Source organism: Roseovarius sp. (assembly GCF_027019125.1).
In the GTDB taxonomy this organism is placed as follows: domain Bacteria; phylum Pseudomonadota; class Alphaproteobacteria; order Rhodobacterales; family Rhodobacteraceae; genus Roseovarius.
On sequence record NZ_JALUXE010000002.1, the window covers coordinates 332,873 to 354,605 of the forward strand.

Sequence of the window (21,733 nt, forward strand, 5' to 3'; positions counted from 1 at the left end):
TCCCTTGCAGAAACGGCGGGGACAGCGCCATGACAGTGCGACGCTCGCCATAACAGCAGAGCCCTTTTGCCTTGCCTGCCATACCGAGGCGGCGGTGGGCGATGTGCTGGGCGAAGTCACCATCAGGCGCGATCTGGCCACCGATTTTGCGCAATGGATCGAGGACATGCGCCTCACCGGCCTACTGGCCCTGGCCAAGATCGTCTTGCACCCGGTCCTGTTGTTCCTGATCCTGCGCGCCCGGCTCGAACCGCTCTTGGGCCTGCGCAGGGTGGTCAGCAACCTGACACGTGCCTGCGCCATGTCATGTCCGAGATGATCCGCCTGGAAGAACGGATGAAAGGCATCGTCGAGACCGGCAGCGTGCTGGTGCAGCGCCTGCGCCCCGCCCCCATGCCACCGGAATGAAAAAACCGCCGCACGCTTGGGACAGCGGCGGCGGCAGAGTTGAGCGGGTCACAAGCCCCGGACATTCGGGAGGAATGAGGCAATTCCCGAAAACCGGCTAGGACAGGTGGTGTGGCGCATCCCCAAAGTTGGGACAGGAGGGATGGCGCCAGGGCCGGGACAAACCCGCAGGCAGAAACTCAGGCAGAAATCACAAGAGACCGGGCAGATAGAGCGCAGCCACGAGCGTCACCATGAGCGCAATCGCGCCAATCGCATCGCCCACAATCGTATCCTGCGCGCGAGTCGCAGTCGTCTTGATCTGGTGCAACATCTGGGGGCTCCTTCTGAAAACCTCTGTGTTGCTACTTTGTTCTCACACCGCAGCGATCAAGTAAAGAACTTTTTGAGAACATAAGTGAACAAAATATCTAACCCACTGAAATCAAACGGATCGCCTGATCCTGTTCCATCAGCAACAAGAGCACCCGCGCCGCCCGTCCCCGGTCTGACACAAGGTCGGGATCGTCATGCAACAGCTTGCGCGCGTCCGATTGCGCCACCGCCATCAGCGCCGATTGCGATTCGAGATCGGCAATCCGAAACCGTGGCAAACCCGATTGCGCCGTGCCAATGAGATCACCCGCGCCGCGCATCTCGAGATCGACCTCGCTGATCCGAAACCCATCCTCGGTGTCGCGCATCGTGGTCAGCCGCCGCTCGCCGCCCTCGCTGAGCGGCGCCTGATACATCAAGAGACAGGTCGACGCCGCCTGCCCGCGCCCCACGCGCCCGCGCAACTGGTGCAACTGCGCGAGACCGAAACTTTCGGCGCGCTCGATCACCATGATCGAGGCGTTGGGCACATCCACCCCCACTTCGATCACCGTGGTCGAGACCAGCACGCTGGTCTCACCGCGCTGAAAGGCGGCCATGGCGGCATCCTTGTCTTCGGGCGGCATCTGGCCATGCACCAGCCCCACGACCCCCTCACCCAAGGCCGCGCGCAGGCGTTTGAACCGCTCCTCGGCGCTGCTGAGGTCCACCACCTCGCTTTCCTCGACCAGGGGACAGACCCAATAGGCCTGCCGCCCCTCGGCGATGGCGCGGCGCAGATGGTCGACCACCTCGTCAATCCGCCCCATGCTGATGAGCGCGGTCTTGATCGGTTGACGCCCGGGCGGCTTTTCATCCAGCACCGAGACATCCATATCGCCATATTGCGCAAGCGCCAGACTGCGCGGGATCGGCGTCGCCGTCATCACCAGCACATCCGCCTGCGCGCCCTTCTGGCCCAGTTCAAGACGTTGGCGGACGCCAAAGCGGTGTTGCTCATCGACAATCGCCAGACGCAGATCGGCAAATTCGACGTCCTTTTGGAACACCGCGTGGGTGCCCACCAGAATCTGAATATCACCCCGCGCCAAGGCGGCCAGCTTGGCGCGCCGCTCGGCCCCCTTGTCGCGCCCCGTCAGGATTTCGAGCACGACACCGGCACTCTCGGCCAAGGGGCGCAGCCCCTGCAAATGCTGTCGTGCGAGGATTTCCGTGGGGGCCATCATCACCCCCTGCCCGCCTGCCTCAACGGCAATCAGCAGCGCCTTGAACGCCACCAGCGTCTTGCCCGCGCCCACATCACCCTGCAGCAGCCGGTTCATCCGTTGTGGGGCGGCCATATCGGCGGCAATCTCGGCAATCGCCCGTGTCTGCGCCCCGGTGAGCGCATAGGGCAGCGCCGCGAGCACCCGCGCCTGCAAGCGCCCGGTGCCTACTGTCGCACGTCCCTTGGCACGGCGCAGTTTTGAACGGGCCAGGGCCAGCGTCATCTGATGCGCCATCAACTCGTCATAGGCGAGGCGCTCGCGCGCGGGATGCGCGGGCGACAGATCCCGCGCCTCTTGCGGCCGGTGGACGGCGCGTATCGCATCCGCCCAATCGGGCCAGCCCGCCTGCGCCTTTTGCACCGGGTCGATCCATTCGGCCAGATCGGGCAGACGCGTCAACGCCGATTGCACCCCCTTGGCCATGACTCTTTGCGTGACACCGGAGGTCAGCGGATAGACCGGCTCAAACTCTGGAATCTCGCTTGCGTCCTCCACCGGCAGCATATGGTCGGGATGCACCATCTGCGCGATCCCATCGAAAAGCTCGGCCTTGCCCGACACGATCCGCCGCGCGCCGGTGGGCAGCATCCGGCGCAAATACTCGTCGCGGGCATGAAAGAAAATGAGGTGAAAGCTGGTCGCGGCATCCTCGACCACCACGCGGTACGGCCCCCCCTTGCGCGCGGGCGGGCGATGCTGGCCCACCGTCACCTCGACCGTCACCATGCCCGGCAACTCCGCCCCCTGCACCGTGGCGCGGCGGCGGCGATCCACACCCGTATGCGGTAGCGTCAGCAACAGATCGCGTGGTCGCGAGATCTCGAGCGCGGCAAGGCTCTGCGCGGTCTTGGGGCCGATCCCCTCCAGCGTTTCGAGCCCCGCAAAAAGCGGAAACAGGATTTCCGGCCGCCCGCTCATGCGTCCCCGATGAGGGCGAGCCAGCCATCCTCGTCAATCGTCTCGATCCCCAGTTCCTCGGCCTTCTTCGCCTTGGACCCGGCCCCCGGCCCGGCCACCAACAGGTCAGTCTTGGCACTGACCGAGCCTGCAACCTTCGCGCCGAGGCTCTCTGCCCGCGCCTTGGCCTCGGCCCGCGTCATCTTTTCCAGAGTGCCGGTGAAAACCACCGTCTTGCCTGCCACCGGGCTGCCCTCGGTCCTGGGGCGCGCGGCCTCTTCCACCGTGAGATGCTGGGTCAAACGCTCGATGCTGTCGCGCTCATGTGGCTCTGCAAAGGCGCCGACAAGGGCCCGCGCCATGACGGTCCCAACCCCGTCGATGCCAAGCAAGCGCTCCCATTCCGGCCCGTCAAAACCCTCCGCCGCATCCATCGCGACGATGAACTCCTCCCAAGTGCCGTAGTTGCGCGCAATGAGCGTGCTGGCCTGCTCGCCCACATGCCGGATGCCAAGCGCAAAGAGCAACCGAGCAAACGGGATTTTCCGTTTTTCTTCAATTGCTTCAAAGAGGTTCTTCGCGCTCTTTTCTCCCCAACCCTCGCGGTACTTCAACTGTTGCAGACCAGAGCCATAGCGCTCTTGCAGGGTAAAGATATCCGCCGGTTCCTTGATCCAGCCATCGCGGTAGAATTGCTCCACCTGCTTGGCCCCCAGCCCTTCGATGTCGAACGCCGCGCGGGACACGAAATGCTTGAGCTTTTCCACCGCCTGCGCGGGGCAGATGAGACCGCCCATGCAGCGGCGCACGGCGTCGCCCTCTTCGCGCACCGCATCCGACCCACATTCCGGGCATGAGGTGGGAAAGACGAACGGTGCGGCATCCTCTGCCCGCTTCGCCAAATCCACATCGGCCACCTTGGGGATCACATCGCCCGCGCGATAGACCTGCACCCAATCGCCCACGCGAATATCCTTGCCGCCGCGAATGACCTCACCCTTGCTGTCGCGCCCGGCGATGTAATCCTCATTATGCAGCGTGGCATTGCTGACCACGACCCCGCCCACTGTGACGGGCGTCAGCCTTGCCACCGGGCTCAGCGCGCCGGTGCGCCCCACCTGAATGTCGATCGCCTCAAGCCGCGTCCAGGCCAGTTCGGCGGGAAACTTGTGCGCAATCGCCCAACGGGGCGTGGTCGAGCGAAACCCAAGCCGCGCTTGCAGCCCCAGATCATTGACCTTGTAGACCACACCGTCGATGTCATAGCCCAAGGTGGCCCGCGCCTGCTCGATCCGCGCATAGTGGTCGAGCAGCGCCTCGGTTCCCTCGCAGAGCATGGTCAGCGGGTTGGTCTGAAACCCGAGCGCCGCCAGGCGATCAATCGCCGCCATCTGCGTCTCGGCCAGGGGCGCGCTCACCTCGCCCCAGCTATAGGCAAAGAACCTGAGCGGCCGCGCCGCGGTGATGGTGGCATCCAATTGCCGTAACGATCCGGCGGCGGCATTGCGCGGATTTGCGAAGACCTTGTCCGATTTGGCCGCCTGCCGCGCGTTCAAAGCCGCGAAATCCTCGTGGCTCATGTAAACCTCGCCGCGCACTTCCAGAACTTCGGGCGCGCCGCTCAACGTCTCGGGAATATCCGTGATGGTGCGGGCATTGGCGGTCACGTTCTCGCCGACCTCGCCATCGCCGCGGGTCGCGGCCTGCACCAACCGGCCGCTTTCATACCGCAGGCTCAGGCTCAGCCCGTCGATCTTGGGCTCTGCGGTATAGGCAAGCGGAGCGTCATCGGACAGGCCCAGATAACGGCGGATGCGGGTATCGAACTCCGCCACATCCTCGGCCTCGAACGCATTGCCAAGGCTGAGCATCCGAACGCTATGCGCCACCTTGGCAAAGCCCTCGGACGGGGCCGCACCCACTTGTTCAGACGGGCTGTCCGCCCGCTTGAGCGCGGGAAACCGCGCCTCGATGGCCGCATTCCGCGCCTTGAGCGCGTCATAGTCGGCATCCGTGATCTCTGGTGCATCCTCGGTGTGATAGGCCCGGTTCGCCGCCGCCAAGAGCGCGGCAAGCCGCGCCAACTCGGCCTCCGCCTCACCTTCGGTCAGATCCTCAACGGCAATCCTGTCGGTCATCGGCCCCTCTCTGATCGCGGATGCGGCGGCCATTGCCTGCCCGCCCCATGCCTGATCAGAGTGATAGTGCCCGACCCGTCCAGCGTCCAGAGCCTGTGCAGCCCTCAGGCCCCGATGGCCAACGGCCGTCCTGTGATTGCCCCTTGTTCGGGATCGCGCAACACATAGCCGCGTCCCCAGACCGTCTCGATGTAATTGACACCGTCCGTGGCCTCCGACAGCTTCTTGCGCAGTTTGCAGATGAACACGTCGATGATCTTGAGCTCCGGTTCATCCATGCCGCCATACAGATGATTGAGAAACATCTCCTTGGTCAGCGTGGTTCCCTTGCGCAGGCTCAACAGCTCCAGCATCTGATATTCCTTGCCGGTCAGATGCACCGGCTTGCCGCCCGCATCCACCGTCTTGGCGTCGAGATTGACATTGATCTTGCCGGTGCGGATCACCGATTGCGAATGGCCCTTGGACCGTCGGATGATCGCATGGATGCGCGCCACCAGCTCATCTCGGTGAAACGGCTTGGTCAGATAGTCGTCAGCGCCAAATCCGAACCCCTTGATCTTGCTGTCGGTGTCATCCGCCCCCGAAAGGATCAGGATCGGCGTGGCAATCCGCGCCAGCCGCAATTGCCGCAGCACCTCATGCCCGTTCATATCCGGCAGGTCCAGGTCGAGCAGGATCAGGTCGTAATCATAGAGCTTGGCCAGGTCGATGCCCTCTTCCCCCAGATCGGTGGTATAGACATTCAGATTGGCATGGGTGAGCATCAACTCGATGCTTTTAGATGTCGTCGGATCGTCCTCGACCAAAAGTACGCGCATTGGGAACTCCATGGAACATTGCTTCGATACCGATCACACTGGTCAAAAATGGTTAACTACCCGTTACCATTGATTTGACCTCTCATTCACTCAACTTACAGTTACCGATACGTGCCCAAGGCCGTGACCTTGAGCGCGGCCTCACCATGCTTGGCCACCGCCGCGATCCAGCCATCAAACTCTTCCTCGCTGAGCCCATAGGTCTCCAACGCCTCGCGCCGCGAGATCAGCCCATAAGCCACCCCCCGCACCACCGCGAGCTTGCGCGAGGAAACCCATCGCGCGGTGTCAGCGGGCGGCAAATCCGCCCGGCTGAATACCGTTCCATCCGCCAGGGTCACAGCCCTTGGCCCTTCCACTTTCTTGAGATACATGACGCTCACCCCTTTGGTCTGATGCGCCCAGAATGACGGTTTCAGGCTTAATGCAGGGTGAAACCGGGCCTTGAGAGTGATTAGGATTTTCCTATATTCTGAGGGACCTTCGCGGAGACCGCCATGCCACTGGATACGAACAAACCCCTGAATTCGCTTGGATTTCCCAAGTCTCCGGCGGAAACGCGGGTGGTCGTCGCCATGTCGGGCGGTGTCGACAGTTCGGTCGTGGCCGCGCATCTGGCCGCCGAGGGCTATGATGTCGTGGGCGTCACGCTGCAACTTTACGACCATGGTGCGGCCCTGGCCAAGAAGGGCGCCTGCTGCGCCGGCATCGACATTCACGACGCCCGCCGCGTGGCCGAAGAGATGGGCTTTCCCCATTACGTGCTCGATTACGAGAACATCTTTCGCGACGCGGTGATCGACGAATTCGCCGACAGTTATCTCGCTGGGGCCACGCCTGTGCCCTGCATCCGCTGCAACGAGCGGGTCAAGTTCAAGGACCTGCTGGAAACCGCGCGCGATCTCGAGGCCGATTGCATGGCCACCGGCCATTATATCCAGCGCAAGATGGGCGCGCAGGGGCCGGAACTGCACAGCGCCACCGATTCGGCGCGCGATCAGTCCTATTTCCTCTTTTCCACCACGCCCGAACAGCTTGCCTTCCTGCGCTTCCCGCTCGGGCATCTGCCCTCTAAACAGGCAACGCGCGAGCTGGCCGCGCAATATGGTCTTCAGGTCGCGGACAAGCCCGACAGTCAGGACATCTGCTTTGTCCCGAATGGTAATTACGCCAGCGTGATCGAAAAGCTGCGCCCCGGCGCGGCAGAGCCAGGCGAGATTGTCCATGCCGATGGCCGCATCCTTGGCACCCATGAGGGCGTGATCCATTACACCATCGGACAGCGGCGCGGTCTGGGCATCGGCGGGCTGGACGAGCCGCTATATGTCGTGCGCCTTGATGTCGATGCCCGCCGCGTCATCGTTGGCCCCAAGGAGATGCTCTCGACCCGCACCGTGCCCCTTCGCGAAATCAACTGGCTGGGCGATGCGCCCCTCACCTCCCAGGCAGAGTGGCATATCTCGGTCAAGGTCCGCTCTACCCGCCCCCCGCGCGAGGCGGTGCTGCGTCCCATTTCCGCCACCGAGGCGACCGTCGAATTGCTGACACCGGAGGAAGGGGTATCGCCCGGTCAGGCCTGCGTCTTCTACGAGACCGGCGGCACCCGCGTTCTGGGCGGCGGCTGGATCTGGCGCGGGGTCTGAGCCGCGCCTCCCGCCTGTCGCCCCGCTCAGGTGTTGAAAAGGAAGTGCAGCACGTCGCCATCCTTGACGACATAGCTCTTGCCCTCGGACCGCATCTTGCCCGCATCCTTGGCCTTTTGTTCGCCGCCCAAGGATACGAAATCGTCATAGGCAATGGTTTCCGCCCGGATGAACCCGCGCTCGAAATCGCCGTGGATCACCCCCGCCGCCTTGGGCGCGGGCGTGCCCGCCGGGATGGTCCAGGCGCGCGCCTCCTTGGGACCGACGGTAAAATACGTCTCCAGATGCAAGAGACCATAGCCCGCCCGAATGAGCCGATCGAGCCCCGCCTCCTCAAGCCCCATCTCGGTCAGGAACATCTCTGCCTCTTCCGGATCCAACTTGCTGATTTCCTCTTCGATCTGCGCCGAGATCACCACCGACGCCGCGCCCTGATTGGCAGCCATTTGCGCAACCGCTTCGGAATGGGCATTGCCTGTGGCGGCATTGGCCTCATCGACATTGCAGACATAAAGCACCGGCTTGGCGGTCAGAAGTTGCAGCATTTTCCATGCTTTGGCATCTTCGGCCTCGACCGACACCGTACGCGCCGGGCGTCCCGCCTCAAGCGCCGCCTGCGCCTCGGCCAGCAGCCGGTCGGCCTGCGCCGCCTCCTTGTCGCCGCCCTTGAGCTTGCGTTGCAGCCCGGCGCGGCGCTTTTCGACCGACTCGAGATCGGCCAGCATCAGTTCGGTCTCGATCACCTCGGCATCCGCCACCGGGTCAACGCGCCCCTCGACATGGGTCACGTCGCCATCCTCAAAGCAGCGCAGCACATGGGCAATCGCATCCGTCTCGCGGATATTGGCCAGAAACTGATTGCCCAGCCCCTCGCCCTTTGAGGCGCCCTTGACCAACCCGGCGATGTCCACAAAGGTCATGCGCGTGGGAATGATCTGTTTCGATCCGGCAATCTCGGCCAGCTTGTCGAGCCGCGCGTCGGGCACGGCCACTTCGCCCACATTGGGCTCGATGGTGCAAAAGGGAAAATTCGCCGCCTGCGCCGCAGCGGTGCGGGTGAGCGCGTTGAAGAGCGTGGATTTGCCCACATTGGGCAGGCCCACGATTCCCATTTTAAAGCCCATCTCAGACCCTCCATGCCGTGAATTGCGCGCATCTACGGGTTTGCGCGGCCCAAGGTCAAGCCGGGCATTGATTTCCCGCGCGCTTTGCGCCAAACCCGCACGGACCCATTCAGAGGACAAAGCCGCATGACACGCATCGACGCCAAATTCGCAGAGCTGAAGGCCGCCGGAAAGAAGGCCTTCGTTTCCTATATCATGGCGGGCGATCCGGATTATGACACCTCCCTCGCGGTGATGCAGGGATTGCCCGGCGCGGGCGTGGACATCATCGAACTGGGCGTGCCCTTTACCGACCCGATGGCCGATGGTCCGACAATCCAACTGGCTGGCCAGCGGGCACTGACGGCCGGCATGACGCTTGAGAAAACGCTGGCCATGGCGCGCGAGTTCCGCAAGGGCGACGATACGACGCCCATCGTGCTCATGGGCTATTACAACCCGATCTATAATCGCGGCGTGGACAAGTTCCTGACCGATGCCAAGGCCGCCGGGATCGACGGGCTGATCGTGGTCGACCTGCCCCCCGAAGAGGATGACGAACTCTGCATTCCGGCGGCGCGGGCCGGCCTGAACTTCATCCGCCTCGCCACGCCCACGACCGACGACAAACGCCTGCCCAAGGTGCTCGAGAACACCTCCGGCTTTGTCTATTACGTGTCGATCACCGGCATCACCGGGGCGGCGGCGGCAGAGGCGGCGGATGTCGCCCCCGAGGTGGCACGCATCAAGGCGCAAACCGATCTTCCGGTGATCGTGGGCTTTGGCATTCGCACGCCCGAAACCGCCCAAACCATCGCCAGCGTCGCCGATGGCTGCGTCGTGGGCTCGGCCATCGTGGCGGAAATCGCCAAAGGCAATTCGGCTGATGACGTGCTGAGCTTTGTGAAAGGTCTGGCGGACGGTGCCCACCGCGCCTGAAGGCTCGCGCGCCATTTACTAATAAAATGTAAACATACCGGTTAGTTACAGCCAAAAGCTAAAGCTCTGAAACTTGACTCGGCGCACGGCCTCACGTATAGGTTGTGACATGCTGGACGAATTGGGCAACGGCCCCGGGGTAAACCCCGGCGGCCGTTTTTTCGTGCCGTTCAGCCAGAGGGGCCCACCGAAACACACCACTCACGAGGCAAGAGCACGCATGGTTTTGATCACCCCCGACGAGGGGCCCACCGGCCTGACCACCTCGATCAACGCGCTGGAACAGCAATTGGCCGATATGCGCGCGGATCTGGCAGAGATCTATCAACGGATCAGGTCCGGCGACCTCGATGAACTGAAAAACGCGACCAAGGCCACCACCGAAATCCGGCAGTGGCTCAAGATCGCCCTGGAAGCGGAGGCACAGCTTGAACGACGCAGAAAAGAAGACCTTGGCATTGTCCATGGATACGCCCTCGATTTCGACGACGCCCGGCATCAGATCGGGTGCCGACTGGATCGTCTCAAAAGGGCCAGTTGTCATGGAAGACTTCCTCGATGCCCTGAGTGACGGTGAACTCATGGCCCTGCCCTATCTCTTCGAGTTCTGGGCGCTGCCACATCAGCTGCCCCCTTCGGGCGATTGGCGGACATGGGTCATCATGGGCGGGCGCGGGGCGGGCAAGACGCGCGCCGGCGCCGAATGGGTGCGCGCCCAGGTCGAAGGCGCACGCCCCATGGATGCAGGCCGCTGCACGCGGATCGCGCTTGTCGGCGAAACCATCGACCAGGTGCGCGAGGTGATGATCTTTGGCGAGAGCGGGATTCTCGCCTGTTCGCCCCCCGACCGCCGCCCCGAGTGGCAGGCCACGCGCAAACGCCTGATCTGGCCCAATGGCGCGGTGGCACAGGCCTTTTCCGCCCATGATCCCGAAGGGCTGCGCGGCCCGCAATTCGACGGGGCCTGGGTGGATGAGCTGGCCAAGTGGAAACGCGCGCGCGAAACCTGGGACATGCTGCAATTCGGCCTGCGTCTGGGCGACAATCCCCGCGTCTGCGTCACCACCACGCCGCGCAATGTCGGCGTGCTCAAGGATATTCTCGCCGCCTCAAGCACCGTCACCACCTCTGCTCCGACCGAGGCCAATCGTGCCTATCTCGCCGAAGGCTTCCTTGACGAGGTGCGCGCGCGCTATGCCGGCACGCGGCTCGGGCGGCAGGAACTGGACGGCCTGCTGATCGACGAGGCCGAGGACGCGCTCTGGACCCCCGCAATGATCGAGGCGGCCCGGATCGAAACCCTGCCCGAGTTTGACCGGGTGGTGGTGGCGGTCGATCCGCCCGTCACGGGCCATTCGGGATCGGATGAATGCGGGATCATCGTGGTGGGCGCGATCACGCGCGGCCCGGTGCAGGACTGGCGCGCCTATGTTCTGGCCGATGCCAGCGTCAACGCCGCCAGCCCCGCCCGCTGGGCGCGCGCCGCGATCCGCGCGCGCGAACTCTGGGGGGCCGAACGCGTGGTGGCCGAGGTCAACCAGGGCGGCGATCTGGTGGAACAGGTGATCCGGCAGGTCGATCCCCTCGTGCCCCTGCGCAAGGTCCACGCCAGCCGGGGCAAGGTGGCGCGGGCCGAACCTGTGGCAGCCCTCTATGAACAGGGCCGCGTGCATCACGCGCGCGGGCTCGGGGCGCTCGAGGACCAGATGTGCGCCATGACCGCGCGCGGCTATGAGGGGCGCGGAAGCCCCGACCGCGTCGATGCGCTGGTCTGGGCGCTCACCGATCTGATCGTCGAACCCGCCTCGAAATGGGTCCGCCCAAGGGTGCGGGGGGTGTGATTGGGCACGCCCTTACGGAGGCTACCGTCCCGGGCTTGCCCCGGTACCTCGCCCCAGCCGCGCCCGGATGGCAAACCCGCCGTAACGACGACACCCTCGCAATCGGCGAGGGTGTCGTAAACTCCTGCATTACGCCTCAAAAAGTCGGCTCGAATTCCAGACGCTTCAAACCGACCACTCAGATCATTTCGTAGTCGTCCTCGAGTTGTTCGTCCTCCGGAAAGGCGTCCTCTTCGAAACCGAAATCCAGGCTAAGGGCCGACAACAGGTCAGCGCCATCAGGGTCCGCCGCCCCTTCAGACGCCGCACTGTCGATCGCTTCCTCATAGGCGGCAATCAACGCGTCGGCATCCTGAAACCCTTCCTCGGGCGCATCGACCCTGAACAACTCCTCGGGAATTTCCAGAACGTCGCCGTTCTCATCGACTTCAATGGACACGTTGTAAACAACGACCGATTCCAGTTGCGAGATGGCAAACTCCGGATCGTCTCCGTATTGCTCCTCGTAGTAATCGACATAGTTCGCAAAGGTGCCCTCCTGCCCCTCGGGCAGGTCGTCCTCTCGCACGAACACCCCGCTCTCGATGCCGCCGTTCTCGCCGATTGCAACGCCGAAGCCGACCTTGTCATAGACCGGATCGTCCTCGGGCTCTTCGGGTTCTTCCGGCTCGTCGGACACCGCCTTGATCGAGCCGCTCTCCGTCGTTGTAGACGTTGCCCGGATGCCGAACACATCGACCTCGTCAAGGCTGTCGATATCCAGCTGTATTGTCAGAGTTTCGCCGCTGGAGATGTAGGTCTCCTTATCCTCACCCTCGGGCCCAAGCCCCGGGCGGCTCAGTTGAACGGCTGCATCCCACTGAACCTGCTGCCCATCCAGCTGGGCGCCATTCATGTTGAGCGGCCCTCTCAGCCCCGCACTGTCACCGCCAAAGTCATCATCTCCGAAGTAGATGGCGTTCACATCCATGGCCCCTTCGTCGACGGTGATATCCGCCAGGAACGTACCGGGATTGTCGGGGTCCTCATACAGCGTGACGGTGTAGGCCAGCCCGTCCACCTGGTATGTAAAAATCTTGTTCATCGCGAATTCCTCCAAATTGGACTGACTTCACCGCACAAATTCACGTTTCAGGAATAAATCTTCACCCAATCGGGCGGAGCACACATTTTTGCCACAAATTAAGCGTGATTTCGCCTTATCGGGAAAGACCTGAATCACGCGCCAGCCGAAACAAAGTGTTTCCATAGGGCCAATACCGGTGGCCAATCGTCGAAAGGCAGAGGCAAAGCTGCGCTCCGGCAGTGCTCAACCACTCCGGTGGAACGCCGCTTGCCCTCTCAAGGCCCGGGCTTTTTTAAACTCACCGTGATGGCCCGGTATATTGTCCGCAGGGTGTGCATCCAGTGCGCACGATTTGGCGAAGGCCCACGGGCTGCGCAATAAACGCGCAACCTACGCGCGGTCGTTCAAAACCCCCTCAAACTCCCGCCACTCCCCCTTGCTCATGCCCGAGGTTTCCTGTGTGACGATCTCGCCCTTCAGCATCCGCCGCACGCAATCGAGCGCGGTAGCAGACAACGTCGCGCCGCCCATGCGGTAATCCTCGAAGGCCTTGTAGGCATAGGGCACCCAATCGGCCACAAGGCGGCAGATCTCCTCGGCGTAGACGCGGATTTCGTATTGGGCGTGCGCGTCGGCGCGCAGGCGCAGGAAATGCAAGAGGTTGTGCAGATCGACCTTCCAATACCATTGCGTATAGATATTGGCGGGCAGGTTCATCCGCGCCAGTTCGCGCGCCAGCCCCTGCTGGCCCTCTTGCGAAATCATCTCTTCGTAATGGTCATAGCAGCGCATCGCGTCCTCGGTCAGGATGCGCAACACGCGCTGCGCCTCTTCCCCTTCCAGCGCTGCCCCCCGCCCCTGATTGTTGGTGGTCGATTGCGCCGCCAGCATGTCGGGTGCCGGAATGTAGAATTCGCGATCGAGGATCGAATAGCGCGCCGAATATTCATTCACATTGGCGGTGCGGTGCCGGATCCATTGCCGCGCCACGAAAACCGGCAGCTTCACATGCAGCTTCAATTCGCACATCTCGAACGGGGTCGAATGCCAGTGACGCATGAGATAGCGAATGAGCCCCTCATCGTTCTGCACATGCTTGGTGCCCGCGCCATAACTCACCCGCGCGGCCTGCACGATGGCGGCATCGTCGCCCATATAGTCGATCACCCGGACAAAGCCATGATCGAGCACGGGATAGGCGGTGTAGAGATGCTTTTCCATCCCTGCCGCCGTGGCGCGCAGGGTGCTTTGGCTCTGCGCGCGCTGCGCGTCGATTTCGGCCTGTTGGTCGGGGCTGAGGGGCATGGCGAGGCCTTTCATCACAAGAACGAGTCGGAGATCACTATATCTTGGGGATCACACACGCGCCAAGCCCATATCGGGTGTTTGCCCATGCGCCACAGCGGGGCAGTTTTTGCAATCCGTGGCTGTATCGGGAATTGACTTTTAAAGACAATAGCCTGAGGCTGCTCGCAAAACGAACAAAAAACATATTGAGGGCAGTCTCATCATGAAACATATCGTGGCAGGCCTGATGGCCGCTGCCCTTCTGGGCGGCTGTGGGGGTGGTGGATCCTCCAATCCGTTTGACAATCCCGGCGAAGATGACGGCACGACGGCGCCCCCCACGGATACGACCGTTCCCACCGAGATCTCCCAGGATGTGACGCGGGTAGAGTTCGATCCCGGAACCCAGACCCTGACGGTCGAGGGGCTTACCTTTGACGGCACCACCGACCCCGTGACATACAACCGCGCCGTAGCGCTCGATGTGCCGGGCTATCAGGCCTACACGATCCAGCAGAACGCGGCCGCGCGGCACAGCACCGCCTTTGCCGCGCAGAGCCAGACTTCGGGTGCGGTAACGGCCGGCGTCGCTGCCACCGGCGGCCCGCGCAACCGGTTCTTCACCGGGGCCGTGTTCGAGAGAACCGGCACCTATACACAGCCGACAACCGGCGAAGTGGTCTACACTGGCCGCTATGTCGGCCTCACCAATCTGGACTCCCAAGGGGGCGATCTGCTGCCACCTCCCGCCGGACTTGCAGATGAACTGATCCCCACCCAGGCCGCCTCGACCCAGGGCGATGTCGTGCTGCGGGCAAACTTCGGGGATCGGGCGGTCGAAGGCAATATCATCAACCGCCGCATTTCCGAGGCCCCCGGCGGCGTGGTCATCAATCTGCCGTCGCTCGTTCTGATCAACACACAGATCACCGCAGACGGCACCTTCAGTGGCACGGTCGAATATGACCAAGCCGCCTTTCCCGGCGAGCGCGTGACCGGCACCAGCATCGGCTCTTCCGCCGGTATCTTTGGTGGTGTCGGCGCGACCGAAGTCGCGGGCGCAATCAAGCTCAACCAGTTCGACGGGCCGGGCGATCCATTGGGGCTGACCAACGAGTTGGAAACCGGCATTTTCGTGCTTGACCGCTAAAGGCGGAGGGATGACCGCCCCGGTTTATCCCAAGGCGCAAATAGGCCTCTTGCCCCTGTTGCGCGCCATCCGACACCTGCTGCGGGCCAGCACCTTTGCTGGTGCGCTCGGGTTTGCCGGACTTGGCGCGGCCACACCGGCCAACCTCACCCTTGCCCAGGCCGATGCGCTGGCGGTCCAGGCCCTTGGCGCAGGTCAGCCGCGCCTTGCCTATGACCTGAGCAAAGGCCTCTTGCAGGCCGACCCGCACAATCCGCGCGCCCTTTACTTTCAGGCCGTGGCTCTTGCACAGGCCAAGGCCTATGGTGCCGCCGAAAGAAAGGCCGCGCTCGCCTATTGGCATGCCAAATCGGACGCGCAGCGCTTTCAGGCCGCCAATCTCGCGGCAGAGCTCAGCTTTGCCGATGAGCGCCTGACCGGCTCACAATTCTGGCTGCGCCGCGCGGTCGATCACGCCCCCGATGAGGTGGCCCGCGCCCAGACCGTGACCGCCTTTCAGAACGTGCGCGCGCGCAACCCGCTACGGTTCGATTTCCGCTTTTCCACGACCCCCTCCGACAACGTCAACAACGGGGCCAACAGCCCGCTCAACGTGATTGACGGCGTGCCGGTGGTGGGCACGCTCAGCCCCTCGGCACAGGCGCTCTCGGGCTGGATCACCACGGCACAGGTCGCGGCCTCTTACCGCCTTGCCAAAAGCGACGGCCGCGAGACGCGCGCCCGCGCCCGCGTCAACGCCCGGCGGGTTCAGATCTCAGACTCTGTGCCGGGGCTCAGCGGCGATGACCTCTCCTCGACGGTCGCGGAATTGGGGCTGACCCAGTATCTGCGCGGCACCTCCGCAGCGGTGACGTGGAAATTCGACCTCGACGGCGGGCGGGTCTGGTATGCGGACGATCCGCTCTATGATTTCGCGCGCGTGGGGGCCACGCGCCATCACCGGTTGACCGACCGCCTGATACTGAGCTTTGGCGGCACCTTCGAGGATCAACACTACGAGAGAGCGCGCGGGGCCGACAGCACCGTCGCCAGCGGCTTTGCCGGTGTCGGCCTGACCTTTGCAAGCGGCGCGCAGATCGGCTTTCAGGTGCAATATCGCGACACGGACAGCAACGGCATCAACCGCGCCTCGGATCAATGGACCGGCATTGCCAGCTATCAGCTGGGCCGCGACATCGGCCCCGCCAGCCTCGAATTTTCCCTCGGGCTCAGCCAGTTGGACTATTCCAGCTTCCAGGTCGGCTTTATCAGCGTCCCGGGCGGGCGTGACGACCGGTCGGTGTTCGGCGGGGTCACCGCCACGTTCAACGACTGGGGCTACATGGGCTTTGTCCCCACCCTCACCGTGACCAGCGAGCGCAGCGATTCAAACATCAGCCGCTTCGATGTCGAGGAAACCTCGATCACCCTCGGGATCCGGTCCGAGTTCTGAGCCACCCCGCCCCAGATTGCCCTCGACACCGGCGCACGCGCCACTATCCTCCGACCCATTGCAATCACGGAGGATGACCATGCGCATCAAATATCTGCACACGATGGTTCGGGTCAAAGACCTTGAGGCGACGCAGCGGTTCTTTGCCCTTCTGGGGCTCAAGGAAACCCGCCGCTGGGACAACGAGGGCGGGCGCTTCACGCTGGTGTTCATGGCCCCCGAAGGCCAGGAAGAGTGCCCGGTCGAGCTTACCTATAACTGGGACGGCGACGAAGGCCTGCCTTCGGACAGCCGCCATTTCGGCCATCTCGCCTATGCCACGAGCAACATCTATGAGCTGTGCCAGCACCTGATGGACAATGGCGTCACCATCAACCGCCCGCCGCGCGACGGGCGCATGGCCTTTGTGCGCAGCCCCGACAATATCTCGGTCGAGCTTTTGCAGGAGGGTGACGCCCTACCCCCGGCCGAACCCTGGGCCAGCATGGAGAATATCGGCCATTGGTAAGGCTCGCGGCCCTTTTTCTGGCCGTGCTCCTCGCGGCCCCGGCCCAAGGCGCCTGCCGCCTTGCGCTGGTGCTTGCCCTCGATGTATCCTCTTCGGTCGATGAGGCGGAATATGCCCTGCAACGGGTGGGCCTCGCCTCGGCGCTCGATGCGCCCGAAATCCGCACGGCGATCCTGCGTGGCGGCACGGGCGATGTGGCACTGGCGGTCTATGAGTGGAGCGGCCGCTTTCAGGACAGGCTGCATCTCGACTGGACCTTTCTGCGCTCTGACGCCGACATCACCGGGGCGGTGGCGGTGCTGGCGGGCATGCAACGCTCGACCAGCGATTACCCCACGGGGCTCGGCTCGGCGCTGGGCTATGGCGCGGCGCTTCTGGCGCGCGCGCCCCGCTGCGACCGTCAGGTGATCGACGTCTCGGGCGACGGGATCAACAATCAGGGCTTTGGCCCGGCGCTTGCCTACAAGCATTTTCCGTTTGACGGCATCACGGTCAACGGCCTCGTGATCGAGGGGCACGACCCGCAGGTCACGCAGTATTACCAGCGCGAAGTGCTCCACGGGCCGGGGGCCTTTCTTGAAGTCGCCCAAGGTTTCGAGGATTTCGAGCGTGCCATGTCGCGCAAGCTTTTCCGCGAGATCAATGATCTCATGCTGGGGTCCCTGCCGCAGGCCGCCCCCCTGCCTCAGTAAATATAGCGGATCTGATCCGTCCAATACCGCTCCACCCGGCGCAAGGAGGCGGTAATCTGGTCGATCCCGTCTGGGCCGAGAACGCCGCGCGCCTCCAACCCCTCGGCATGGCGGGCAAAGAGATCGCCGACCAGATCGCGGATCGTGCGCCCCTTTTCCGTCAGCCGCACCCGGACCGACCGGCGATCCGCCTCGCAGCGCTGATGGTGCATATATCCCATCTCCACCAGCTTCTTGAGATTGTAGCTGACATTGCTGCCCTGATAGTAACCGCGCGACTTCAATTCACCCGCCGTCACCTCGTGGTCGCCGATGTTGAAGAGCAAGAGCGCCTGCACCGCGTTGATTTCCAACACGCCCACGCGCTCGAACTCATCCTTGATGACATCCAGCAACAGCCGGTGCAGGCGCTCCACCAGCGACAAAGCGTCAAGATAGCTGCTGATAAAGGCGCTCTGAACGGCGCTCGTCGCGAGGGGGCTGTGATAGCTCATGTCGGTCTCCGTGCGATACTGCTCGCACGGGACCATCTGGCAAAAACCCGAACATTCGGTAAATCGCGACGAAACCGCCTAAAATGCGATCTACTTTCCGCCGCTGGCCTCTGCCGCAATCTCTGCCACCAGGGGCGCGAAACGCGCAGGCGGCGCGGCTTGACCCGTCACCCATTGATAGAGATCCTGATCGTTCTCGCACAACAGCGCGTCGAACCCGTCCAATGCGGCCTTGTCCATCACCTCGAGCCGCGCCTCGGCATAGCGGCTCAGGATGATGTCCATTTCCTTGATTCCCCGGCGCATCGCGCGCATGCGCAGGCGCTTGATCCGGTGGGCGTGCGGCTCATCGGTGCCGCCCGGGGCCTCGACGGGCGTGTCACTCACCGGCTTCTTCCCGTAACTTGGCGCGCAGCGTCTTTTCCAGCCGTCCCAGACGGTCGGTCGCGCGGGTCATCTGGGCGCGGATGTCGCGGATTTCGGTCAGCATGTCGATCACGTCGCGCGACAGCTCGCCCATCTCGGGCGCGCCCGGCCCCTCGCCTTCACCCGACAACAGCCACAGCAACGAGACATTGAGCATCCCCGCCATCATCGACAACTTGTTGGCGCGCGGCTCTGACAGATCGTTTTCCCAGGCCTTCAACGTCTTGAGCTTGACCCCCAACCGTTTCGCCAGATCGGCCTGGCTCATGCCTGCGCGCTCGCGCGCGCCTGTCACGCGGTCGCCAAAGGTGGTGGCATCGGGATCGAACCAGCCGTCGGTGCTGTCTGCGGTCATCGTCTTCCTTTCCAGTGATCGGGCTTGATCGCGCCCTGACCGCAGCCTAAGACATTCCACGAGTGAATTCAAACCGGAGCCGGCCATGTCCCGTCTTTCCGCGACATTGTCGCGCGTCAAACCCTCGCCCACCATCGCCGTCACCACCAAGGCCCAGGAACTCAAGGCCGCAGGGCGCGACGTGATCGGCCTGGGGGCCGGAGAGCCGGATTTCCCGACCCCCGCGCATATCCGCGCGGCCGGTATCCGCGCCATCGAGGAAGGCAAGACCAAATACACCGCTGTGGACGGCATTCCAGAGCTCAAGGCGGCGATCTGCGCCAAGTTCAAGCGCGACAACGGGCTCGATTATGTGCCCGCGCAGGTCAGCGTCGCCTCGGGCGGCAAGCAGATCCTCTACAACGCCCTCATGGCCACGCTCAATCCCGGTGACGAAGTGCTGATCCCCGCCCCCTATTGGGTCAGCTATCCCGACATGGTGCTCTTGGCGGGCGGCGAGCCGGTGATTGCCCCCGCAGGCATCGAAACCGGGTTCAAGCTCACGCCAGAGGCGCTCGAGGCGGCGATCACGCCCAAAACCCGCTGGTTCATCTTCAACTCGCCCAGCAATCCCACCGGCGCAGGCTATACTTGGGACGAGTTGAAGGCGCTGACGGATGTGCTCCTGCGCCATCCGCACGTCTGGATCATGACCGACGACATGTATGAACATCTGGCCTATGACGGGTTTGAATTCTGCACGCCCGCACAGGTGGAACCGGCGCTCTATGACCGCACGCTCACCTGCAATGGCGTGTCCAAGGCCTATTGCATGACCGGCTGGCGGATCGGCTATGCGGCGGGGCCGCAGGATCTGATTGCCGCGATGCGCAAGATCCAGTCGCAAAGCACCTCGAACCCCTGCACCATCAGCCAATGGGCGGCCGTCGAGGCGCTCAATGGCAGCCATGATTTCATCGCCGAGAACAACACTGTTTTCGCCCGCCGCCGCGATCTGGTGGTCAAGATGCTGAACGAGGTCGAGGGCATCGACTGCCCCACGCCGAACGGGGCCTTTTACGTCTACCCGTCCATCGCCGGTCTCATCGGAAAAACCAGTGCGGGTGGGGCCAAGATCACCGATGACGAGGCCTTCGCCACGGCCTTGTTGGAGGAAACCGGCGTCGCGGTGGTCTTTGGCGCAGCCTTTGGACTATCGCCGAATTTCCGGATCAGTTATGCAACCTCCGATGAAGCGCTCAAAGAGGCCTGCACGCGGATACAGACATTCTGCAAAGGGCTAAGCTAGGGGGACGGATGGCGGGCGATCTGCCGGATTATTACTTCAGGGTCCGTGAGAACGGGGCCTTCGTGTTTCGGGTCGATACCGAGAACCGGCAGCGCCGGATCGAAATGGACCAGATCGCCACCGTCAATATCCGCAAATCCGAAATCAAGCCGCATGGCGACCGCGCCCTGTCCGACGCCGACATTGCCGCCATCACCGCGTGGATGGAAGAACGGCTGAAGCTGGTCGAATACCGCGACATCGACGATATCCTGCGCGCGGTGGATTACCTCAACACCACAACCCATTGGGTGCAGTCCAAGGCGACCGACGACCAGCTCGAACAGGTGACGGATGCCCTGCTCTTGGCGATGCACGACCTGCGCTCGGTCCTGGTGCGTAAAAAGGCGGACCGGCTGCTCAAGGGAGAGTGAGGGGCCCGGAGGGGACATTTGCCCCGATCTCCAATGCGCGGAATCAAGGCGCGGTACGCGCCGCCGCGCAGCGCCCGTCCGCCCCTCCGGGCGGGCGCTTTTGCAAGGTCTCAACACACTGAAACGCAGAAGTATTTGGCAGGCATAAAGTGCCAGCTGACCCCGTTACAGCGCCCACCCGGCGGACGGGCACCGCGCGGCTCTGTCGCTTGGGCCAAGATCAGCAACAGGCTCCACCCTCACCGCGAACAACTCGCCCCGCCCAGCACGCAGAACTTGGCGCAATGGGGGTGGTTCAGCGCTACATCGCGCTCGGCCTCGGCCAGTGTCTCGCCCAACTCGAACTCGGGCGCATAGGGCAGCAGCGTGCAGGCCACCACCGCTGGCCGCGCCGCCCCCCTGCGCTTGACCACCATGCGCGACGAGGCGCACATGATGTCCTCGGGCCGCTTGTTCAGAATACCCCAACAGGCCGTGGTGATCTCGGGCACTTCGGCCCCCTCGTCCATCTCGGGGAATAGAACGGTCGCACCGGGATCATGCGCATCAATCTCGAACCCATGTTCCGCATAAAACGCGGCATAGCCCGCGCGCGACGCCGCCTCGCTCTCGCCCCAGACGGTGCGCCCGGCCACGGTCATGCGGATGCCATGATCCCGCAACCAACACATCCCCTCCACCGTCTTGGCAAAGGCCCCCGCGCCGCGCTCGACGTCATGCAGCGCCTCGGACCAGTGATCGACCGAGATCCGCAAGGTCAGCTTGTCGCCCCAGACCTTCACCAGTTCCAACAGCCCCTCCCGCATCGTCTTGCGCATCATCGGGCGCATGGCGTTGGTCAGGATCAGCACCTCGTATCCCGCCTCAAGCGCCGCACGCGCCATGCCGATCATCTCGGGGTTCATGAAGGGTTCGCCGCCGGTAAAGGCGATCTCGCGCAGCGGCCACCCCCGCTCCCGCACCTGATCCAGATAGTCACGCACCTCTGATTCGGTGATGTAGACCAGCGCGTCATTGCTGGGCGAGCTGAGAATATAGCAATTGCGGCATTCGATATTGCACAGCGTGCCGGTGTTGAACCACAGCGTTTCAGGATGGCTCAGCGGCACCGAGGCACGCAACTCGCCCTTGGCGGTGCGCGCGGGGTCCTGAAACTTGCCCTGATTGGCCGGGCCGGTGACGGTATCTTTCATAAGGTCATCCACCTTGCTGTTTTTCTTTTCTCACCTAACGCTCGCGATCTGGCAAG

General features: G+C 63.3%; 23 protein-coding genes. 11 read left to right on the plus strand and 12 right to left on the minus strand.

Annotated features, from left to right (window positions below):
• The first annotated feature begins 4 nt into the window (after positions 1-4).
• Complete coding sequence (locus MVC20_RS01805; RefSeq protein ID WP_297537838.1) at positions 5-319, plus strand: hypothetical protein; 315 nt, start codon at positions 5-7, stop codon at positions 317-319.
• Between the two features lie 279 nt (positions 320-598).
• On the opposite strand, the gene MVC20_RS01810 is transcribed toward MVC20_RS01805, so the two are convergent.
• The 5 genes from MVC20_RS01810 to MVC20_RS01830 all read right to left on the minus strand — a co-directional run bounded on the left by MVC20_RS01810 (position 599) and on the right by MVC20_RS01830 (position 6,221).
• Positions 599-721, minus strand: coding sequence for a hypothetical protein (locus MVC20_RS01810; protein WP_297537840.1), 123 nt, complete (start codon positions 719-721; stop codon positions 599-601).
• 97 nt (positions 722-818) lie between these two features.
• Positions 819-2,909: an ATP-dependent DNA helicase RecG gene (gene recG / locus MVC20_RS01815; protein WP_297537842.1), complete on the minus strand. Its 2,091-nt coding sequence runs from the start codon at positions 2,907-2,909 to the stop codon at positions 819-821.
• Entirely contained in the window at positions 2,906-5,026 is a 2,121-nt protein-coding gene (gene ligA, locus MVC20_RS01820) for an NAD-dependent DNA ligase LigA (protein WP_297537844.1), read from the minus strand. The genes recG and ligA overlap by 4 nt, the downstream gene beginning before the upstream one ends.
• A gap of 104 nt (positions 5,027-5,130) precedes the next feature.
• Positions 5,131-5,847 carry a response regulator transcription factor CtrA gene (gene ctrA, locus MVC20_RS01825; protein ID WP_297537846.1) on the minus strand — a complete coding sequence of 239 codons (717 nt, stop codon included), beginning with the start codon at positions 5,845-5,847 and terminating at the stop codon, positions 5,131-5,133.
• A gap of 101 nt (positions 5,848-5,948) precedes the next feature.
• Complete coding sequence (locus MVC20_RS01830; RefSeq protein WP_297537848.1) at positions 5,949-6,221, minus strand: DUF1153 domain-containing protein; 273 nt, start codon at positions 6,219-6,221, stop codon at positions 5,949-5,951.
• Between the two features lie 123 nt (positions 6,222-6,344).
• Here MVC20_RS01830 and mnmA point away from each other — a divergent pair, with 123 nt between their 5' ends.
• Positions 6,345-7,490 (plus strand): tRNA 2-thiouridine(34) synthase MnmA, encoded by a 1,146-nt coding sequence (gene mnmA, locus MVC20_RS01835; RefSeq protein WP_297537850.1) that lies wholly within the window; start codon positions 6,345-6,347, stop codon positions 7,488-7,490.
• 26 nt (positions 7,491-7,516) lie between these two features.
• On the opposite strand, the gene ychF is transcribed toward mnmA, so the two are convergent.
• A complete protein-coding gene (gene ychF / locus MVC20_RS01840) occupies positions 7,517-8,614 on the minus strand; it encodes a redox-regulated ATPase YchF (protein WP_297537851.1) in 1,098 nt (365 codons plus the stop codon).
• Positions 8,615-8,740: 126 nt separating this feature from the next.
• Between ychF and trpA the strand changes: the two genes are divergently transcribed.
• The 3 genes from trpA to MVC20_RS01855 all read left to right on the plus strand — a co-directional run bounded on the left by trpA (position 8,741) and on the right by MVC20_RS01855 (position 11,373).
• A complete protein-coding gene (gene trpA / locus MVC20_RS01845) occupies positions 8,741-9,532 on the plus strand; it encodes a tryptophan synthase subunit alpha (RefSeq protein WP_297537854.1) in 792 nt (263 codons plus the stop codon).
• A gap of 109 nt (positions 9,533-9,641) precedes the next feature.
• A complete protein-coding gene (locus tag MVC20_RS01850; protein ID WP_297537856.1) occupies positions 9,642-10,103 on the plus strand; it encodes a hypothetical protein in 462 nt (153 codons plus the stop codon).
• Positions 10,075-11,373: a terminase family protein gene (locus MVC20_RS01855; RefSeq protein ID WP_297537857.1), complete on the plus strand. Its 1,299-nt coding sequence runs from the start codon at positions 10,075-10,077 to the stop codon at positions 11,371-11,373. Before MVC20_RS01850 ends, MVC20_RS01855 begins: the two co-directional genes overlap by 29 nt.
• A 178-nt stretch (positions 11,374-11,551) precedes the next feature.
• Here the strand turns inward: MVC20_RS01855 and MVC20_RS01860 are convergent, their stop codons facing one another.
• Positions 11,552-12,457: a hypothetical protein gene (locus MVC20_RS01860; protein WP_297537859.1), complete on the minus strand. Its 906-nt coding sequence runs from the start codon at positions 12,455-12,457 to the stop codon at positions 11,552-11,554.
• Positions 12,458-12,829: 372 nt separating this feature from the next.
• Entirely contained in the window at positions 12,830-13,744 is a 915-nt protein-coding gene (gene thyX / locus MVC20_RS01865; protein ID WP_297537861.1) for an FAD-dependent thymidylate synthase, read from the minus strand.
• A gap of 205 nt (positions 13,745-13,949) precedes the next feature.
• Here thyX and MVC20_RS01870 point away from each other — a divergent pair, with 205 nt between their 5' ends.
• The 4 genes from MVC20_RS01870 (at position 13,950) to MVC20_RS01885 (ending at position 17,508) form a co-directional block, all read left to right on the plus strand.
• A complete protein-coding gene (locus MVC20_RS01870) occupies positions 13,950-14,876 on the plus strand; it encodes a thymidylate synthase (protein WP_297537862.1) in 927 nt (308 codons plus the stop codon).
• A gap of 10 nt (positions 14,877-14,886) precedes the next feature.
• Entirely contained in the window at positions 14,887-16,308 is a 1,422-nt protein-coding gene (locus MVC20_RS01875) for a hypothetical protein (protein WP_297537864.1), read from the plus strand.
• Positions 16,309-16,387: 79 nt separating this feature from the next.
• On the plus strand, positions 16,388-16,816 hold the full coding sequence (locus MVC20_RS01880; protein ID WP_297537866.1) for a VOC family protein: 429 nt from the start codon (positions 16,388-16,390) through the stop codon (positions 16,814-16,816).
• On the plus strand, positions 16,810-17,508 hold the full coding sequence (locus MVC20_RS01885; protein ID WP_297537868.1) for a DUF1194 domain-containing protein: 699 nt from the start codon (positions 16,810-16,812) through the stop codon (positions 17,506-17,508). Before MVC20_RS01880 ends, MVC20_RS01885 begins: the two co-directional genes overlap by 7 nt.
• Here MVC20_RS01885 and MVC20_RS01890 read toward each other — a convergent pair.
• The 3 genes from MVC20_RS01890 to MVC20_RS01900 all read right to left on the minus strand — a co-directional run bounded on the left by MVC20_RS01890 (position 17,502) and on the right by MVC20_RS01900 (position 18,783).
• Positions 17,502-18,002 (minus strand): winged helix DNA-binding protein, encoded by a 501-nt coding sequence (locus MVC20_RS01890; protein WP_297537870.1) that lies wholly within the window; start codon positions 18,000-18,002, stop codon positions 17,502-17,504. The genes MVC20_RS01885 and MVC20_RS01890 overlap by 7 nt on opposite strands.
• Positions 18,003-18,092: 90 nt before the next feature.
• Positions 18,093-18,389 carry a succinate dehydrogenase assembly factor 2 gene (locus tag MVC20_RS01895; protein WP_297537871.1) on the minus strand — a complete coding sequence of 99 codons (297 nt, stop codon included), beginning with the start codon at positions 18,387-18,389 and terminating at the stop codon, positions 18,093-18,095.
• Entirely contained in the window at positions 18,382-18,783 is a 402-nt protein-coding gene (locus MVC20_RS01900) for a helix-turn-helix transcriptional regulator (protein ID WP_297537873.1), read from the minus strand. The genes MVC20_RS01895 and MVC20_RS01900 overlap by 8 nt, the downstream gene beginning before the upstream one ends.
• 85 nt (positions 18,784-18,868) lie before the next feature.
• Between MVC20_RS01900 and MVC20_RS01905 the strand changes: the two genes are divergently transcribed.
• A complete protein-coding gene (locus MVC20_RS01905; RefSeq protein WP_297537875.1) occupies positions 18,869-20,071 on the plus strand; it encodes a pyridoxal phosphate-dependent aminotransferase in 1,203 nt (400 codons plus the stop codon).
• Between the two features lie 8 nt (positions 20,072-20,079).
• Positions 20,080-20,484: a hypothetical protein gene (locus MVC20_RS01910; RefSeq protein WP_297537877.1), complete on the plus strand. Its 405-nt coding sequence runs from the start codon at positions 20,080-20,082 to the stop codon at positions 20,482-20,484.
• A gap of 239 nt (positions 20,485-20,723) precedes the next feature.
• Here MVC20_RS01910 and MVC20_RS01915 read toward each other — a convergent pair whose 3' ends face one another.
• Entirely contained in the window at positions 20,724-21,677 is a 954-nt protein-coding gene (locus MVC20_RS01915) for a radical SAM protein (RefSeq protein ID WP_297537879.1), read from the minus strand.
• Positions 21,678-21,733: the final 56 nt, after the last annotated feature.

Bases quoted from the DNA above. Each gene is read 5' to 3' on its own strand.
- MVC20_RS01915 (WP_297537879.1), bottom strand. From the start codon at position 21,677: ATGAAAGATACCGTCACCGGCCCGGCCAATCAGGGCAAGTTTCAGGAC.
- MVC20_RS01880 (WP_297537866.1), top strand. From the start codon at position 16,388: ATGCGCATCAAATATCTGCACACGATGGTTCGGGTCAAAGACCTTGAG.
- ychF (WP_297537851.1), bottom strand. From the start codon at position 8,614: ATGGGCTTTAAAATGGGAATCGTGGGCCTGCCCAATGTGGGCAAATCC.
- MVC20_RS01850 (WP_297537856.1), top strand. From the start codon at position 9,642: ATGCTGGACGAATTGGGCAACGGCCCCGGGGTAAACCCCGGCGGCCGT.
- ctrA (WP_297537846.1), bottom strand. From the start codon at position 5,847: ATGCGCGTACTTTTGGTCGAGGACGATCCGACGACATCTAAAAGCATC.
- MVC20_RS01830 (WP_297537848.1), bottom strand. From the start codon at position 6,221: ATGTATCTCAAGAAAGTGGAAGGGCCAAGGGCTGTGACCCTGGCGGAT.
- mnmA (WP_297537850.1), top strand. From the start codon at position 6,345: ATGCCACTGGATACGAACAAACCCCTGAATTCGCTTGGATTTCCCAAG.
- MVC20_RS01900 (WP_297537873.1), bottom strand. From the start codon at position 18,783: ATGACCGCAGACAGCACCGACGGCTGGTTCGATCCCGATGCCACCACC.
- MVC20_RS01890 (WP_297537870.1), bottom strand. From the start codon at position 18,002: ATGAGCTATCACAGCCCCCTCGCGACGAGCGCCGTTCAGAGCGCCTTT.
- MVC20_RS01875 (WP_297537864.1), top strand. From the start codon at position 14,887: ATGACCGCCCCGGTTTATCCCAAGGCGCAAATAGGCCTCTTGCCCCTG.
- MVC20_RS01910 (WP_297537877.1), top strand. From the start codon at position 20,080: ATGGCGGGCGATCTGCCGGATTATTACTTCAGGGTCCGTGAGAACGGG.
- MVC20_RS01810 (WP_297537840.1), bottom strand. From the start codon at position 721: ATGTTGCACCAGATCAAGACGACTGCGACTCGCGCGCAGGATACGATT.
- ligA (WP_297537844.1), bottom strand. From the start codon at position 5,026: ATGACCGACAGGATTGCCGTTGAGGATCTGACCGAAGGTGAGGCGGAG.
- trpA (WP_297537854.1), top strand. From the start codon at position 8,741: ATGACACGCATCGACGCCAAATTCGCAGAGCTGAAGGCCGCCGGAAAG.
- MVC20_RS01905 (WP_297537875.1), top strand. From the start codon at position 18,869: ATGTCCCGTCTTTCCGCGACATTGTCGCGCGTCAAACCCTCGCCCACC.
- MVC20_RS01860 (WP_297537859.1), bottom strand. From the start codon at position 12,457: ATGAACAAGATTTTTACATACCAGGTGGACGGGCTGGCCTACACCGTC.
- recG (WP_297537842.1), bottom strand. From the start codon at position 2,909: ATGAGCGGGCGGCCGGAAATCCTGTTTCCGCTTTTTGCGGGGCTCGAA.
- thyX (WP_297537861.1), bottom strand. From the start codon at position 13,744: ATGCCCCTCAGCCCCGACCAACAGGCCGAAATCGACGCGCAGCGCGCG.
- MVC20_RS01870 (WP_297537862.1), top strand. From the start codon at position 13,950: ATGAAACATATCGTGGCAGGCCTGATGGCCGCTGCCCTTCTGGGCGGC.
- MVC20_RS01855 (WP_297537857.1), top strand. From the start codon at position 10,075: ATGGAAGACTTCCTCGATGCCCTGAGTGACGGTGAACTCATGGCCCTG.